The organism is Chloracidobacterium thermophilum B (assembly GCF_000226295.1).
GTDB classification, from domain to species: Bacteria; Acidobacteriota; Blastocatellia; order Chloracidobacteriales; family Chloracidobacteriaceae; genus Chloracidobacterium; species Chloracidobacterium thermophilum.
Map to the genome: position 1 here is coordinate 174492 of NC_016025.1, position 16472 is coordinate 190963.

Annotated in this window: 8 protein-coding genes; all 8 read left to right on the plus strand. The window is 62.3% G+C overall.

Annotated features, from left to right (window positions below):
• The first annotated feature begins 33 nt into the window (after positions 1 to 33).
• The 8 genes from CABTHER_RS17080 to CABTHER_RS11865 all read left to right on the plus strand — a co-directional run bounded on the left by CABTHER_RS17080 (position 34) and on the right by CABTHER_RS11865 (position 16441).
• On the plus strand, positions 34 to 276 hold the full coding sequence (locus CABTHER_RS17080; RefSeq protein ID WP_148264086.1) for a hypothetical protein: 243 nt from the start codon (positions 34 to 36) through the stop codon (positions 274 to 276).
• A gap of 228 nt (positions 277 to 504) precedes the next feature.
• Positions 505 to 3297, plus strand: coding sequence for a type I-G CRISPR-associated helicase/endonuclease Cas3g (gene cas3g / locus CABTHER_RS16105; RefSeq protein ID WP_014100887.1), 2793 nt, complete (start codon positions 505 to 507; stop codon positions 3295 to 3297).
• Positions 3297 to 5432: a type I-G CRISPR-associated protein Cas8g1/Csx17 gene (gene cas8g1 / locus CABTHER_RS11835; RefSeq protein WP_014100888.1), complete on the plus strand. Its 2136-nt coding sequence runs from the start codon at positions 3297 to 3299 to the stop codon at positions 5430 to 5432. Before cas3g ends, cas8g1 begins: the two co-directional genes overlap by 1 nt.
• Positions 5429 to 6793 carry a type I-G CRISPR-associated RAMP protein Csb1/Cas7g gene (gene cas7g / locus CABTHER_RS16110; protein ID WP_014100889.1) on the plus strand — a complete coding sequence of 455 codons (1365 nt, stop codon included), beginning with the start codon at positions 5429 to 5431 and terminating at the stop codon, positions 6791 to 6793. Before cas8g1 ends, cas7g begins: the two co-directional genes overlap by 4 nt.
• Positions 6790 to 8346 carry a type I-G CRISPR-associated protein Csb2 gene (gene csb2 / locus CABTHER_RS11845; RefSeq protein ID WP_014100890.1) on the plus strand — a complete coding sequence of 519 codons (1557 nt, stop codon included), beginning with the start codon at positions 6790 to 6792 and terminating at the stop codon, positions 8344 to 8346. The genes cas7g and csb2 overlap by 4 nt, the downstream gene beginning before the upstream one ends.
• 417 nt (positions 8347 to 8763) lie before the next feature.
• Positions 8764 to 8997 (plus strand): hypothetical protein, encoded by a 234-nt coding sequence (locus CABTHER_RS11850; protein ID WP_041569950.1) that lies wholly within the window; start codon positions 8764 to 8766, stop codon positions 8995 to 8997.
• 616 nt (positions 8998 to 9613) lie between these two features.
• The gene (locus CABTHER_RS16115; protein ID WP_014100893.1) at positions 9614 to 11368 is read left to right on the plus strand and encodes a hypothetical protein; all 1755 of its coding nucleotides are present in this window, start codon (positions 9614 to 9616) and stop codon (positions 11366 to 11368) included.
• Between the two features lie 36 nt (positions 11369 to 11404).
• Complete coding sequence (locus tag CABTHER_RS11865; RefSeq protein ID WP_014100894.1) at positions 11405 to 16441, plus strand: ATP-binding protein; 5037 nt, start codon at positions 11405 to 11407, stop codon at positions 16439 to 16441.
• Positions 16442 to 16472: the final 31 nt, after the last annotated feature.

Here is a 16472-nt window from a genome sequence, read left to right on the forward strand (position 1 = left end):
TGCGTCCTCACAGCTTGGAACTGCCGACAGAAGATGAAGGAAAAGGTCGGGGTGGGGACGCGCAAAAACACAGGCTTGAACGAAGCCTTCTTTTTCCAACGTACAGCGGCGGAAAGGCAGGTGTACAATCTTTTCAGGCCTGCAAAGGTTTTATGTCAAAGGTCAAGTCAGCCGGACCCGGCAGAGGTTTCCGGCTGGAAAACCGCTGCCGTCGCCTTACCGTCTGGTGCATTGCCGTGGTTCGCGCTACTTTTTGAAGGCGTAACAACTGTTTGAAGGCGTAACAACTGTTTTGAAAGCCAAAAAACGGCCGATGCCAGGCATGTGTTGAACCGTCACCTTGGGCGTTGGCCGGCAGGTCGGCATCCCGCGTGACTGGCTAGTCTTGAGCATTTAGAGAAAGATTGCACTGTTTGCCGGTTTTACTTATAGTGCTGCGCCGTGTGAACAAGCCCAACGCAAACAAGCTCATCAGTACTTTCCTGCGAGCCGATCTGCCATGTTATGACTCAGGGGCGAGCGAACTACTTCGACAATTGGTTCAAGAAGGCGACAGGCAGGAAGCCCTTCCCCTACCAGCGTGCTCTCGCCCAATGCGGGCGACTGCCCGAGTTGCTCGAGGTGCCGACGGGCACGGGGAAGACGGCTGCTGCGATCCTCGGCTGGTTGTGGCGTCGGCGATGCCATCCGAAGGAGACCGTACGCAACGCGACGCCGCGCCGTCTCGTGTACTGCCTCCCCATGCGCGTGCTTGTGGAGCAGACGCGCGCGTGTGCTGTCCGCTGGCTGAACAACCTCAACCTGCTCGCCGGCACGGCGATCTTCAAAGGCAACCGGCTTAAAAGCTACGAAGTCGACTGGAAGCAGCAGAACAAGATCGCTGTCGTCAGGCTTATGGGTGGCGAGTCCCAGCGCGACTGGCGCGAGTACCCGGAGCGCGAGGCCATCATCATTGGAACACAGGACATGCTGCTCTCGCGGGCGCTGAATCGCGGCTTCGCGATGCCGCCGCAGGAGTGGCCGATCGACTTCGGATTTCTTAACGTGGACGCGCTCTGGGTGATGGACGAAGTCCAGCTCATGGGGCCGGGGCGCACGACGAGCGTACAGCTCCAAGCGTTCTGGGACGCTGCACCTCCGTCCCATGGGCTGCGCCAGACGCTCTGGATGAGCGCCACACTCGGCAGCCAGGCCGGCTCGCTCCAGCTTCCGAATTGGATGCAAACGCCTGAAAAGAGCCAGTTGCTTGCATGTCAGCACACAAACGCCGACCTTCAAAACCCGGCGTTCGCCCTGCGGTGGAACGCTCCTAAGCGCCTGGAACTGCACCTGGACTCCGCTGCAAACAACACTGGCGTTACGAAGCCGAAAGTCAAGCCAGCGCGTGGCAAGCGCAAGCCAGGGTCCAAAGATGACGCACAGGCAGGCAAGCCAGGCGAGCAGGGCTGGACCGTCGAGAGTCCCGATCTGCATACGGCGATTCTCGATGAAGCGAATGGCGGACGCCTCGTGCTCGTCTTCGTGAATCAGGTCAAGCGTGCGCGCGAACTCCACGACCGCCTTCGCGCAAGCGCCGGAGCCGGGGCGGAGGTTCTCCTCGTCCACGCCCGCATGCGCCCGCGCGATCGGCACGCAGTCGTGAGCAAGCTCGGGACCGCCACACCTGCTTCCGGACGCATCGTCGTCACGACACAGGTCCTCGAAGCCGGCGTGGACCTCGACGCCGATGCGCTCTTCACGGAACTCTGTCCGTGGCCGTCGCTTGTGCAGCGGCTTGGACGGCTGAATCGCAGCGGCACGCGGCCACGATCCAGTGACGTTAACAAGGGCAAGGCAAAGCCGGCGCGGGCTGTGGTCTTCGAGCCTGTGATCTTCGAGCCGCCGTCTCCGGCACGTAAGGAGCAGGAGTCCGACGGTGACTACGAGGAGCGACGCAAGCGCGAGCTGAGCTGGCCGTACGAGCCCGAGGCCATCGACGAAGCCCGAAAGCTCCTTGCTCAGGTGGCGGAGGCTCACGACGGCTCCCTCTCGCCCAAGACGCTGTCGACTCTTTCGATCTCGCTTCCGCTCGAAGGGCCCGTCCTTCGGCGCTTCGACCTGGACGATCTCTTTGACACCGATCCGGATCTGTCTGGTGGCTACACGGATGTAACGCCGTATCTGCGCGCCGCCGATCGCGACGTCGATGCGTACCTGCTCTGGCGGCGGATCACAGGTGAGCGCGACGCGGACGAGACAGGTGAGCGCGACGCGGACGAGACAGGTGAGCGCGACGCGGACGAGCAGGTGCCGTTCCATCGCGGCGAGCTGTGCCCCGTGCCGTTCTACGAAGCGCAGGAGGCGTTCGCAGAACGCGAGGTCTGGATCCTGACGCTCTCTACGGGGCGCAAAGGTCGCGCCGCCTGGCGCAAAGCGACAGGGCGCGAGATCCGCGCCGGCGACACCGTCATGGTCGATCGTGAGGCCGGGTGCTATCGCGAAGACGTCGGGTGGACCGCCAGGGACGCAGACAAACCGAACGTGATCATTGACCGCTGTAAGAGGGACGACGGCAAGCGCGTACGCGCCTGGGTCCGCCTCGACGGTGGAACGGCGTCGCTCGTTTGCGAGATCGACGAGCACATCGTGGGCCCACGCGCGCGGCTCGAAGATCGGCGGTGCTTCACCAAGGAGTGGATGGAGCTCGAACCTCACCTGCTCCTCGCGGAGCAGAAGGCAATGGACCTCGTGGGAAGGCTCGCGTTGAATGGCACCGTCGGCGAATCTGTCATCCGAGCCGCGCGTTGGCACGACGTCGGGAAGGCGCTCGAGCGGAAGAGAAACGGTACATTCACCCGGCCGTTTCAGGAGTACTTGCGGCGCGGCGGCACGGCCGTCGAGCCACATCCGCGCAACAACGCTCTCTATGCGAAGTCCAACGGACGGAAGCCGGGCGGTACCTCAGGCTTCCGACACGAGATGGCCTCGCTCCTCGCGTTCCTTGAGTCGAAGCACGTGGACGACGACCTCGCGGCGTTCCTGATCCTCGCTCACCACGGCAAGGTACGGCTGCTTCCCGAGGCGTGGGATGATGATGACCCCGTGGATCTGTGTGGCGTGCGGGACGGCGACAGGATCCCCGCGGCCGCCTTACCCGTCGGAAATAACCCGATCGTGCTCAACACGAAAATCGTGCTTCCATCCCGCCAGCACCGGGGATGGCAAGGGCGCGTGCACAAACTGCTCAAAAAACACGGGCCGTTTCTCCTTGCCTACCTGGAAGGCCTCGTGCGCGTCGCGGACTGGAGGGCGAGCTGATGGCAGCGGTCGTTCTCGGCGGGGTCTCGCCGCGTTCGCTCGGCGATCTCCTCAAAGGCTTCGGCATCATGGCCATCGTCGGGGAGAACTGTCCGGACGCACTGTTCTGGTGGGACGACGCCTTTCACCTGGCGGTCGAGCGGCCCTGCGACGATGGCGCGGATCAGACGAAGGCGAGGCAGGCGATCGAGGATGTGGTGCGCGGCCACCTGCTCGGGTGGGGGAGTGTCGTTGCGGAGGCGTTCAAGCCCGTTCGCGGCAGCAAGGAGAAAAAAATCAAACGGCAAGGTTCGAAGCTCAAGAAGCGCGATAACCATGATCGGTTCGAGCCCCAGATTGCGGCATGGGCACGGGCGATCGCTCTTCCCGACCCGGACAAGGAGAAGACCGAACCGCACCCGCTGTTCCCTGCCCATGGGCAGGAGGGCAGCGGCGACTACTTCTCCCAGGTCGAGAAGGCAGTCGAGGCGGCCAGAGGTGCTCCGTTGGACATCGCGTGGTCGCTCTTCGCGGAAGGGAACCCCAAACTCAAGAAGGGGCTCGACAGCGGCTATCTCTTCTTTCCCGAGCCAATGAAACGCTACGCGACGGGCATCGCGAAGTGGGCGCAGGATCGCGCTGCGCTCAGCCCATGGTGCTTCCTGCTGGCAGTGCGTGGGGCTGTGCTTTTGCGTGGCAGCCTTCGTCGCCTCCGCTGGGGTCGCCGCGCGTACCCCGCGTTCCCGTTCGTGTTCGAGGGCTCGGTGGTCGAGCTCGGGAAGGGCAAGTTCTTCCGGAACGTCGAGATCCACCTCCCCACGTGGAACGCCGACTGCCCTCGGACGCTCGCGGAGTTCGAAGTCCAGATGCGTCAGTTCCAGGCACGTCTGTCAGGCCGGGGCTTCGCCGCCACCGCAGCAGAGTTCCGGGCGGCGGTCGTCGGGCGTGGCCCCGGTGCCGCCTTCGACACCTTCCATCGCTTCGTCCTCGAAGGGCGCCGCCGAGGGCAGGACCAGCGGATGCGTCAAGGCATCCCACGCGGTTCGACGCGCGTTGGGGTCAAGGGCAAGGAACACGCAACGCTACGGCTGATGCTGGCACCGCTCGCGGAAACGGGATGGTTCGACCAGTTCAGCACGGATCGTTTGCGCGCGGAACGTGCGCGCGCGGAGGAGGCCATCCATCGCGCAGTCGATGAGCCCGGGCCCGATACGTATCGTGGCATCCTCGAGTCGCTCTGGGATCTCAACCAGGCGCTTGTTGTGTCCGGTGCCCTGCGCCGGGACCTCGAGGACACACGCCGGAAGCCGCGCCCACTGCCACCGCTCCCGGCGCTCCTATGGGAGCGTGCACTCGGGAACGGGCCAGACCCGGCCCATCGACTGGGACGTGCCATCGGTTCGATCCTCGGGGTTCGAGCCGACCTCGGGGTTCGAGCCGAGGGTGCGGTTGTCGGGCCCATCCTTGAGCACATGCTCCCGGTTCGATACCGCTGGGACGACCGCGCCTGGACGGTTCCGGAATCGCCTCCGTCGCGTTCTCTCCGGTGGTCCGGCCTGAACCCCCTCGGTGACTTCGGGGACCTCTTCTGGTACCGCTGGCTCGACAGTGCCGAGTTGCCGAGGCTGCCGTTTGCCGCCGCGCGCTTCGCGCGCCTCGCCGACATCGCCGCCCTGCTTCGTGGTGACGTGAACATTCGGGAGGTCCATTGCCTCGCTGCTCTCTACGCCCTTCTCGACTGGCAAAACCACAACCAACCGTTGGAAACTGAGCAGGCTACAGCGTCGGGCGCAGGCGTTTTCCTGCCGCCGTCGTACGTGGCACTCCGGCTATGGCTCGATCTGGGCATCGATCCGCCGCCGGAGTCGCGGCCCCCGCGCGACGGCACTGTTGCGCGGCTTCTCTCATTAGGCAGCGCCAGCGGGGTCGAGAGGGCTGTTGAATTGGCGCTCCGGCGACTGCGAGTCAACGGACTCCCTTGGAGCACGAATCCGAGACCGACCGGAAAGGCTGTTGCGCGCTTCGCCGCGACGATCCCGGGTGACGAGGCAGCGCGAATGCTGCTCGCAGTTCTCGTCCCCATCTTGAAAGACGACACGCTCGCCCTATCGCGGCGTCTCTGGGTGCCGATTGACGAACAGGAGGCTATCGCATGACAACGACACCGGCCCAGTCACAGGCTCAATCGCTGCTCGATCAACTCTACGCGCAGTACCACATCGTGATCACCGCGTCGCTCAAGCTCACGAACGGCAACTTTCTCCAGCCCACCGGCTTTCCCGACATCGGTGCCTGCATCTACCGCGACAAGGAAGGCCGCCGCTGGTGCCTCGTCGAGAGCGAGCAGAGCATGGCGAACCGACTCGAAGCGGTCTGCATGAAGGCGCCAGGGGTCTGGGTGGACGACCTCAGGGGCCTGCCGGTCATTGCGGTGAAGGACAAGGGCGGCAAACTCCTGGCGACGAACCTCACCGAGCCGCACCGGATTGCATCGTCCTACATTCTCGAAAGCGAGCTTGCGGGCGGTAACAAAAACCTGCGCAAGCTGTTCGAGGAAAAGATCGGGCTGGAGAACAGGCCGGAGAACAACGGCGACTTCTGGCCCATGGACAGGCGCGCGGACCTCGAGCGGCTTGTCTTTGCACTGGATCCGTCGGCGCTCCTGCACGGCTTCCAGTTCGTGCAGTGGAAGTTCGTCGGACTGCGCCAGACTCGCCTCGTCCACGCGAGGCTCGAGGCCGAGCTCGCGGACGACCCCGAGGTCCACTACGTCATGGTGAAGTGGGACGGGATCGAGCCGGAGTCGACACGCAAGGAGCGCGCCAACAAGGGGCAGAGCATTGCCGCGAAGAGCCGCATTGTGCCGAAGAACATCACGGCAACGTTCGAGATCGATCTTCTTGCGCTGAGGAGCTTGTCGCTCGCAGATGACCGGAAGAAGTTCCTCCTCGGCCTTGCCCTCTGGAAGATCGGTGCCTTTCTCAACAACAATCAATCGTTCGATCCTCGCAGCCGATCGACCGGGCCGAGTCTCCGCCTCCGCGCCGATTGCTACCTGACCTGCGAGTCGATCTCGTGGAGCGGCAACTCATCAAAGGGGCAGACCACCCCCACCGAGTTGATGGAAGCGAAGCCCACCGGCCTCGGCCAAGCTGAGGGTCCGTCCTTCTTGCCAGATACCCACGGAAACTTGCCAGATACCCACGGAAATGACGACGGCAAGCAGGCCGGGATGTCCGGGGTGACCTTCAGCGCGCTCATCAAGGAACTGCTCTCGGACAAAAAGGACGAGGCGACCTCCGGGGAACCGAAAGAAGGCAAGTCGAGCGCGGAGAAGGGCACCGCGAGCGGGAAGGAGTCGTCGCCCGGCAATCTCTACGACGGCCCCATGGTGGAGGTCACGTACGATCCCAAGCAGAATCAGGAGAACAAGCCGAAGCAGGAGAAGAAGGGTGGCAGCAAGGCCGCCCAACAAACAGAGGCGAATGTCGAGCAGGCGGGCGAAGCACAGGAATGACCAACACAACCGTCATCGAGGTGAAACTTCTCTCGGGTCGCTACCATGCACACGTGTGGGGCGAGTCCCAGTTTGGAATGGCGGGGCCAGAGTGGCCTCCCTCGCCTTGGCGACTCCTCCGTGCTCTCGCTTCCGCATGGTTCTGCGCACAGCCGGGTTTATCCTCGGAGATTGATCGCGATGGCCTGCTCCGCGATGGCCTGCTCCGCGATCGCCTGATCGAGACCCTGGGCCAATCCGACGCGCCCGAGATCTGGCTTCCGCGCACGTCGGTCCACGAGATCCGCTACTACCAGCCCGTGCGGCTGGGCGCGTCCGATCGCGTCCCCCACCACGACCACTTCGCCGTTCCCGAAGGCGGTCGCTTCTGGTTCCGCTTCGCGAAGTCACTTCCGCCGGATCAGCGGGCGTTGCTCGCCAAACTCCTTGAACGGCTGCGCTATTTCGGCCGCAGCGAGTCCCGGGCGCGCCTCTGTCTGGTGGACCGTAACGAGCCGCCAAGGTCGGATAACATCTTCGTCGTCACTCACCATAACTCCGGCCAGCAAGTCTCACCCACGACGCACTACCACTACCGGCGGGTGCTCTGCACTGTACCCGATAAGTTCAAGGCGTCGGACCTGTGGTCGGTTCAAGGCGGCTGTAATGCAGGCAAACACCCTAACGCGCGCAGTGGCGGATACCCGATCCACCTGGTGGACAAGCTCATTGAGGAGAAGATGCCGCTGCCCTGTGGGGCCAGGTGGGTCGAGTACGCGGTGCCGGCTGAAGCACTCGTCCACGAGATCCGGCCGCGCGTGCCAGCGCCACCTGCCAAGCCAAGCGTCAACGTGGCTGAGATTCGTTTCCGCCTGAATCGCCGCATCCCCATTCCGCTTCGGTACGTGGTTGCCGTCGCCCGTGCGTTTCGCGACGCGGCTGTGGAGGCGCATCGGGACCGCACGGGGCAGATGTCGTTGATACTGAGTGGTCGTGAACTCGATGGCACTGTGGCTCGAGGTCATCAGCACGCATACTACCTGCCCCGCCCGCGCGCAGGAGCCGTGACCCTCGATGAGCTTTTGGTCCGCGTGCCCGGCGGGAAGCTTACCCAGGAGGAACTCGACGCGTTGCTTGGCGTCGGGCGCATTCGCGTAGGCGGGCGCAGTTACCCGATCACCGTGGTGCCTGAGGCCGTCGTGGCGTCGGCTAAGCCTGCGCCGGAGGCGCGTCAATGGCAAAGCGTCACTCCGTTCCTGCCGCCGCTACGCCATCGTCAGGGAAGGGAGGAGACCCGTGTGGATCGACAAGCCATCGCATGCGCCGAGAAAGTCTGCGGTCGGCGCCCTGCACATGTCGAGAGTCTGTCCGGTCCTGGTGGCCTCGGCTGTGTCTCGCCTGTCCTGGCACATGAATACGGAACAGGCGGACGGGGCTGGACGCTGACGACACGGCTTGGCTTCTGGCTTCAGCTTACGTTTGACGAACCTGTGAGCCTCGACCGGCCACTCGGTGCCGACGCACACTTCGGTGCCGGGCAGTTCGCACCTGTGGACCAATCCGAAGAAACGTGATCAACGCCTTCGGTAGCACGCCGGCTAACAGCAGCATGCAGCGGACACTGCCGCGCGCCGCTGAACTCTGGCGTCAGACCCTGTCCGTGAGCACCGAGGCACACCGCTTGTTGCGCTTGTCGAGGATTGTGCAAACCGTGGCAGTTGGTGCGGAATGCAGCGCACCGGCTGGGGCACGTCACCATTAGCGTGGTGAAGAGTGTCACAGTTGCGAAGCAGCCTGCCGGGCAACGAGTGGCGACCTCGTATCGAAGCACCGCACGACCCGTCAACCATTGAGGTGGCTACAGTCCGAGCTTCCGAGGCTTGCCAATCGTGTGCCGCATGGCAGAGTTCAGACTTGGCTTCGTCCGCTCCGGCGTGTCGCTTACAATTTGTGCAGGATGTTTTTCCAGCAGTGGAAAGAGAGGTGCAACCATGTCATCTACGGCAGCCATTATGACAGTAACAAAAATGCTGGAATCTTTGCCCGAATCGGTACAGGAGCGGGTAGTCGAGCATTTGCGCGAGTATCTTGCTGACCTGCAGGATGAATTGAAATGGGATAGCCTGTTTGAGCAGACACAGTCCCAATTGGTGACCGCTGCCCGTCGTGCGAAACAGGATATTGTGCAGGGACGCGCACAACCAATGGACGATGAGCAATTATGAAGTCCGCCGTGTTGCCGTCTTTCTGGGCGGCGTATGACATTCTCAATGCCGACGTCAAGCATAGTGCCAGAAAAGCCTATCGCTTGTGGGTGGAAAATCCCTTTCATCCATCCTTGTATTTCAAGTGCGTCAATCGCGAAGAGAATGTGTGGTCGGTAAGGATCACACGCGGCTATCATGCTTTGGTGTTCTTGAAGGTGACACGGTAACGTGGTTCTGGATTGGCAGCCATGATGAGTACGAATGTTTCGTCTCATGATGGAAAACCATGGCGGACCAACCTGCCGCATTTCTGAAACTTTGTGCAGACAAAGAACGCTTCCGATGGCTGGAGCCCCCTGTGACGACACACAAGATCAATGTCCTGCACCCTCTGGCAGCCAGGACTGCCGCAGACCACGCCGTTGCCATCCTTGAATGGGCGCAAGCCGCCCGGCAAGCCTGGTCGCTGCACCACGAGCAGGTGCAAGTGGGCGGCACAGCTTCGCCGATGAGTCCTAACCCCTCGTCTAAGCTGACCCGCTGCGGCAGGCTTACAGTGACTGCCTACGCGGGCAGCCTGGCTCAAACGTCAGGCACCACCCGCACTGGGGCTGGATTGGGAAGGGAAAGTGTCATGACAGAAGGCACTTACAAAACCCGGCTTCAAACTGCCTTTGGCAAGCCGTGGTGTGACCGGGTCCTCACCGGCGACTACCGGCCAGCCGTACCGTTTTCGATTCAGGACGTGGACATTACGGCGACGTTGCCAGCCATCTTCTATCTTTCCCGCTATGTGCAACGGCGCGGCAAGGGGCGGCTGGCCGAGGTCTTCGGTGGCGGGGACAAAGAGCCTTCAGTGGCTTCCGTCGCCAGTCAGCTTGCCCAGACTCACCATTTCAGGGGCTTTGAAGACGAAACCACCCGGCACATCCTGGGCGATCTGCTCATGGGGTTCTGTCTGGAAAACCGCAGCCGCTCGGAAGACAAGCAGGAACCGCTCCGGCGGGCCCTGCCAACCCACTACTTTGCCGGCTGGCTCGATCTGCCGGAACGCAGCGTCAACCTGCGTTACGTGCCGGAGACGATTGTGGCCATGCTGGCCGGTCAAAACGGCCCGGTCGTCACCGACTCGCCAGCCGATGATCCCACACCGTTTCCTGTCGGGCGGCGGTTTCGGGAAAACCTGCTGCTCAAGCCCTTCCTGCATGGGGTGAAACCACCGGAGCCGTTCAGAGACCTTTCCAGCGACCAGTTTGATGAAGTCACACGGGTGACGCTCCCGGAATGGTTGACAATCCGGCTGGCGGAAGCCCTGGAGCAGCCGCCGCGACCGCTCAGCGCCAGCGCCGGGGGGGCGGCTATCCCCAACCAGCAGCCGCTGGCCTGCATTGCCGCGCCGCTGCGGGAAGACCTGGAGGTGTTCATGGTGGCTTACGGCGAAACCATGCCGCGTGGCGTCCTCATCAACCTGCTCGACGCGGCCCTGGCCGTGGGTCTGTCAACCATCCTGACGAGCACGGCTGTCGCCCTGACGGCATGGGCGCAGGACGGGCGTCTGCCCGCCCAACCGCCACGGCTGCCATTGCTTGTGGATGCTTCCAGCGGGCTGGACAGGGAACTCAAACGCGCCTCGAAAAAGGTTTTTGAAGCGCAGAGCCGGTTGTTGGCGGAAGTGCCGGTGATCCTGATGGCCTTGCGCCTGCTCGACGCGGAAGTTTCTGCCCTGACAACGCTTTCAGTGTCATTGCCCGCCCGGACCCCGCACGGCGACGCCTATCTCAACCTGCTGGGTGAGGTGCTCTGCGGACGCCATCCCGCTTCCGGGGCTGTCCTGAAGGCGCTGGCTGAAAAAGCGGCCCGGATAGCTGAACTGTGGGCAGAAGATGACCCCCAGATCGTGCGCGACCTCCAGGCGGCGCAGCGGCCTTCCCACGAGTCGGTATGGCGGCTGGCCCGTGTTCTGACAGCCCTGCGCGGCAGGAAACAGACCAGGAAGTGGTTTGAGCTGCTCGATGCCTGCTTTCTGTGCAATCACCCCTGTGGTCTGGTGACGAAACCGGCGGCTGCCGGTAGTCGCGCGCGCCAGGAAACGCGGCATCCGACCCTGACCGATACCATGCTCGATTATCTGGTGCACCTGTGGGTGGCCTATCAACAGCGGAAAAAGCAGCCGCCCACAGTGAAAGGCTTTTTCCTGTGGTTGTGCGACCGCTACGGCCTGTATGTTCACAAACCACCCCCATTCCAAATGCCGGTGCCAGCAAACCTGCTGAGAAGAAACGAGCGGTGGACGGAAGACCGTCTGCGCGATCTGGGCCTGTTCGTGAGCGTCAGCGATGCTGAGCCCGACAAGCGCCTGCTGGCGCGCTTTCCCACGGCCCACGAGTGAACGGCCCACGAGTGAGAAGCCCGGAGGAGATCAGGGATGACGCGGTTCCTGACCAGCATTGAACACTGGGACAAGCAAGCTGATGTGCTGGCCAGAGCTTTTTTGCGGCTGATTGGCAAGGCGCGTCCCGGCAAGGTGGCCTTTGTACGGGATGCCCCACCGGATGTCATCCGCCGGCTGGCTTGCGACCTCCGCTTTCAGCAAATTCTGAAAGCACAGCACTGGCAGGTTTACGGGGTTGCTGACCGGGAAGACAAGTACGACAACACCATTACTTCTGACCAGGCTGTAGCACTGCGGGAAAAGAAAGGTCCGGCACTGTTGCTGCTTGTTGACCGTCAGAAAGCCGGCCCTGGTATGGACGGGGTCTATAGTGCATGCCTAGAAATCAAGGAAGAAAAACTCTTTGAGCGGGCCTGTGATGAGGCTGTACAGAGTGTCGAATCAACCACCTACCGAAAATGGCTGCGCCGTCTGCTCAAAGAGACAAGCCAGCGGCAGCAACATCGCTCACCTTGGTTTCGGTTTGACTTTCTGGCGCGAAGCGCCGAGGACCCTCATGCCTGGGGCAAGTCCTTATGGTTGCTTGGGCTATGGCCCGTGGTTGGCTTTCCTATCCACAGCAAAACAGACGAGCAGAGAGCACTAGCGTGCCTAGAGGAGTCAGCCCGGCTAGTTGCTGAGGTGCTTGATGTAAGAGACCCGCTTCTGTCGATTGCAGAACGTTTGGCGCGGGCCCAGGTGCGGACAAAAACCGAAGCCGACGCTCTGGCGCTCCAACAATTCCTGGAAACCAAACGGCACGAAACGACGGAAGAGCTGCTCAGGGCGTTGTCCGAACATCCACACTTCTGGTTGGGCGCAATCGAACTTGCCTCAGCTGCGACCAGCCTGAGTGCAATTGAACTTAGTCCCTGGCGCACCAAGCACGGCACTGCTCCCTTCAAATGGTCGGGACTCGTTGCGGACGAACAGGAAAAAGACCCCGTGTGGGTCATCAGCCCGGATGATGATGACGGACAGCTTCAGGTCAAATGGAAAACCATGCCGCCAGACCTGCCGGAAGGCAGCGTGCAGTATCAACTGTCCATCGTGGCCGAAGACGGCCAGGTGCTGGCCGAAAAACATGTTTCGCATCGCGGCAAAAAGGAAGAAGCTGCTACCTTTACCCCAGATGAGTTGACAGACGATACCGGGCAGCTCTACGTCCGGGCGCGGGTACGCCTCACGGCTGAAGACGGTCAGGTACGGATTGAACAGGAAACCGAGCCGTTCATCATCCGTTATGGCGATCTTCCGCCCGATGCGACAAGTGCACGGTCATTTCCCCGGGTGCGGACGCTCAGTGAGGGCCTGGTGCAACTGGATGAACTAGAACAGGCCACCGCCGCCTGTACCTCCCCGGAAATGGCATTTGTGGGTGGGTATGTGACTTTGTCTGTCCGCCAGGGACGTGGGTTTCGTCTTGACCATCCAAGGTTGTTTGCCGAAATCGCCCCACGCTGGAAGGGAGACATCGTACGGTGGCGGCTCAAAGTCCGCACTTCAGGGCGCTGGCAGGCTGCCGACCTGTGTCCTGTACCCGTGCTGCCCGGTGAGGAAATATCGGTTGGTCTCTGGCAGCGCACGCAGGCAGCCACCGAAGCCCTGTCCGAGCTATGCCGCCGGGTCAGCATGAGTGGCCTGTGTTATGTCGTCGGCACGCCCCAGGCAAAGCTGATCGAAGATTACCTTGACGCCTGGTGCGAACTGATGGCGGTTGGCCGCCCGGAGTTGGCGCTGGTAGGGACGGTTGAAGTCCGTGACGGACAGGACAACGTCCGTGGGCTGATCGTGTTGCCCACCCATCCGCTGCGGCTGGCCTGGCAGGCCGCCTACGATGACCTGCTGTTTGAGCTGCGTTTCAGGCAGGGTGCAACGCTCAAAGGACGTAAGCACGACCTGAGTTATCTGAGTGGCGCCTGGTTTCCGGGTTGGTTGCCGGGTGTGGACGGCGTGCGCGCCTTCGTCTTTGCCGATACCCTGGGTTTTCAGGCCGTGGCCATGACGCCCGAAGCCGACCCCGAACCGAAGGCAACGGTGGCGCTGCTGGCGCAGGTGCTGGACAACGGTGAAAAAGAAGGCCTGGAATCCCTGTATGACCGGAGCGCCGACCTGCTCGGTGAAGAAATCATGGTCTATGCTGCCGGACATCCTGACCAAAAGCTGCTACATGTCCACGCCTTGCGCGCAGGCGATGCCAGGGTGGTTGTCCGGGCGCTAGGCCGGTTGCATCAGACGGCTCCGGCAACAGCCACCCAAACCAATACCGAAGACGACGCTGAAACAGAAGCCGACAAACCACCGGCTTTTGTGCTGGAGTTGTATGCGGCATCCGCCGGTACGCCTACGACGGGGCAGTTTCTGCATCGCCTTCTGGCACGCTCCCGTCACCGGGGCGCAAACCATCTTTCCCAGGAAGACCGCTGGGTGAGTGGTGTGACCCGTTATGAGCCGGAGGGCGTTAACCAGCCTAACTTGCAGTGGGTACAACGGATGAAGTCACTCCCGGAGACGCCCGCTCACTTGGGGGTTGTATTTGACCTCTTTACTTCGCAGGTCACGGTTGTGGACGAGAAGGCAATGGGTCCGGCTCGTCGCCCACCGGCGGCGCTGTACGGCCTGCTGGCAGGTCTGCATCGCGTGTACCATCCTGACCCTACGCCCCGATGGACAGCCTTCCTGCCTGATTGTGGTCGCGCAACCGATCATCCCGCCGATGCGCGACACACGGCGCGGCTGAAAAGTCTCCAAGCCAGCCTGGATGCCCTGCTGGCAAAGCATCTGGGAGGGGAAACAGGCGGAGTGGCGCTGCAAACGACGCTTTCGGAAGAACGCCAGCTTGAGCTGCGCCGGATGCATGAGCAGTGTGACTGGGTGCTGATCCTCGACCATTTCGCCGGCGTGGAATACTTCGACCATCCCTACGTCCACGGCGAGGTCTATGAAGCCCACGTTCTGGACTGTGTGCCCGAACGGGATGATCTGGCCGATCTGCGGCTGGTGGCTTCCACGGCGCTGGTGGAAGAAGTCCAGGAACTTCTCGCCGAACTCATCAGACAGGCCGGCGGCGACCCCAGCCCGGAAGCAGCCCGGTTCTTTCTGGCGCGGCTTAGGGAAATCAGTGGCCGTTTGCCAATTCGGCTGGCGGGAGCGCGGCCTCCTGCTAAAGAACTGCTCGCCGTAGCTTGGGCGGCGGCGCATTGCCGGAACGCCACTGCGGATGACCCCTGCTGGGTTTCGCTGCGCAAGGGCATCCTCGTGCCCCTCGATGACCTCACCGATGTGCTCGGAGAACCGCCACGGGCAAAACAACCAGCCGACCCCTCCACGCCACATGAGCGCCGTGCCGACTTCCTCTATACCTTTTGCCATCCGCAGGGGACGCTGGCCGTGCGTTTCATCGAGGTCAAGTATCGCCAAAACCTGGAGAACTTTTCGCCTGAGCAGGTCAATGTCCTGCTCGACGACATTCGCCGCCAGGTTGAAGCCACACAGAGGCAGTTTCGTGAACAGTATCTGGACGGGTCCGCGCCACTTTCCCTGCGTGCCCTGCGGCAGGCGCGGCTCGTGCGTGTGCTGCGTTCCTATCTGGACAAGGCACGGCGCCACAACCTTGAACCGGAAAGCTACGCGGCGATCGCGGCCGAACTCGACCGCATCCTGCACGCAGCCGGCGATTACCGGTTTCTGGTGGAAGAAGGTGAGCATCGCGGGTGGGTGTGTTCTCCAGACTGTCAGGCGGTGAAGCCGGTGGAGCTGTCCTGGGCTGGCTGGCCCGTCAGAACATTTCGTTTCGGCCTTCACCTGCCGACCCAGGATGACCACCCCATTTCCATTCAGAAACCAAAGGAAAGTGAAACACCAGAGCGCACCCCGGACGACGGCTCCGGTGAGTTGTCAGGCGGCTCAGCCAATGCCGCACAGAATGGTGAAACCGACGACCAGGTGACCCGACCGGACAAAGAGGCGGAGGGAGAGCCGCCGCCGGAGCCGGACATCCTTCTGGGGAAGACGAACCATGGCGCGGACGTTCACTGGAAACTCACCATTCGGGGCAATCCCCACCTGCTTGTCGTTGGACTGCCCGGCATGGGCAAAACCACCTGTCTGCTCAACCTGTGCGTCCAGATGTATCCGTACGGTGTGTGCCCGGTGGTGTTTTCCTACCACCAGGATTTTGATGAGAAGCTTCAGGCGCGCATCCCGCAGGTGGATTTCCTCAACGTCGGACAGCTCAGCTTCAACCCGCTGGAGGTTCCGAACCCAACCCATCCCCGGACTTACGTGGATGTGGCCGGTGCTGTCCGCGACCTTTTTGCGGCGATGTACCCGGACCTGGGCGACCTTCAGCTTGGAGCCATCCGCCAGTCCCTGGTGGACAGCTTCCGGGAATGCGGCTGGGACGATCAGCGCGCCGGACAGACGCCACACTTTGGACGTTTTGTTGAGATCGTGCGCCAGCGGGCGGTCAAGGATGCCGCCCTGAAGCGGTTGCTGGTGCGCCTGACCGAGTTGGAAGACTATGGGTTTTTCCAGACCCTCTCCGGTGAAGTGGCACGCGATCTGTGGCAGCGCAGGGTGCCGGTTGTGGTCTGTCTGCACCGTGAGCAGAGTGAGTTGGTTCAGCGCGCCTTTGCCATGCTGGTGTTTTACAAGCTCTACCGGGATATGTTCCGGCGTGGGCTTCAGTCCCGGATCACGCATGCCGTCATTTTTGACGAAGCCCACCGCGCCCAACAGCTCAGGCTGATTCCGACCATGGCCAAGGAATGTCGCAAGTACGGCATTTCGCTGGTGCTCGCTTCGCAGGAAGCGCGGGATTTTCACGAAAGCGTCTTTTCGGCCATAGCGCACCAGTTGGTGCTGCGCGTTAATGAAGCTGACGCCAAAGCGCTGGCCCGGAACATGGCCACGGCCGCCGAGCAGCGGACGGTGATGGACCGCCTCAAGTCGCTGCCGAAGTTTCAGGCGCTGTACTTCAGTGAAGGGGAGCCTGTGCGCCACGTCCGGTTGCTGGCTGACGGTGCATAATGTTGGAACGGTCTTGGTGCTTGACCGGCAG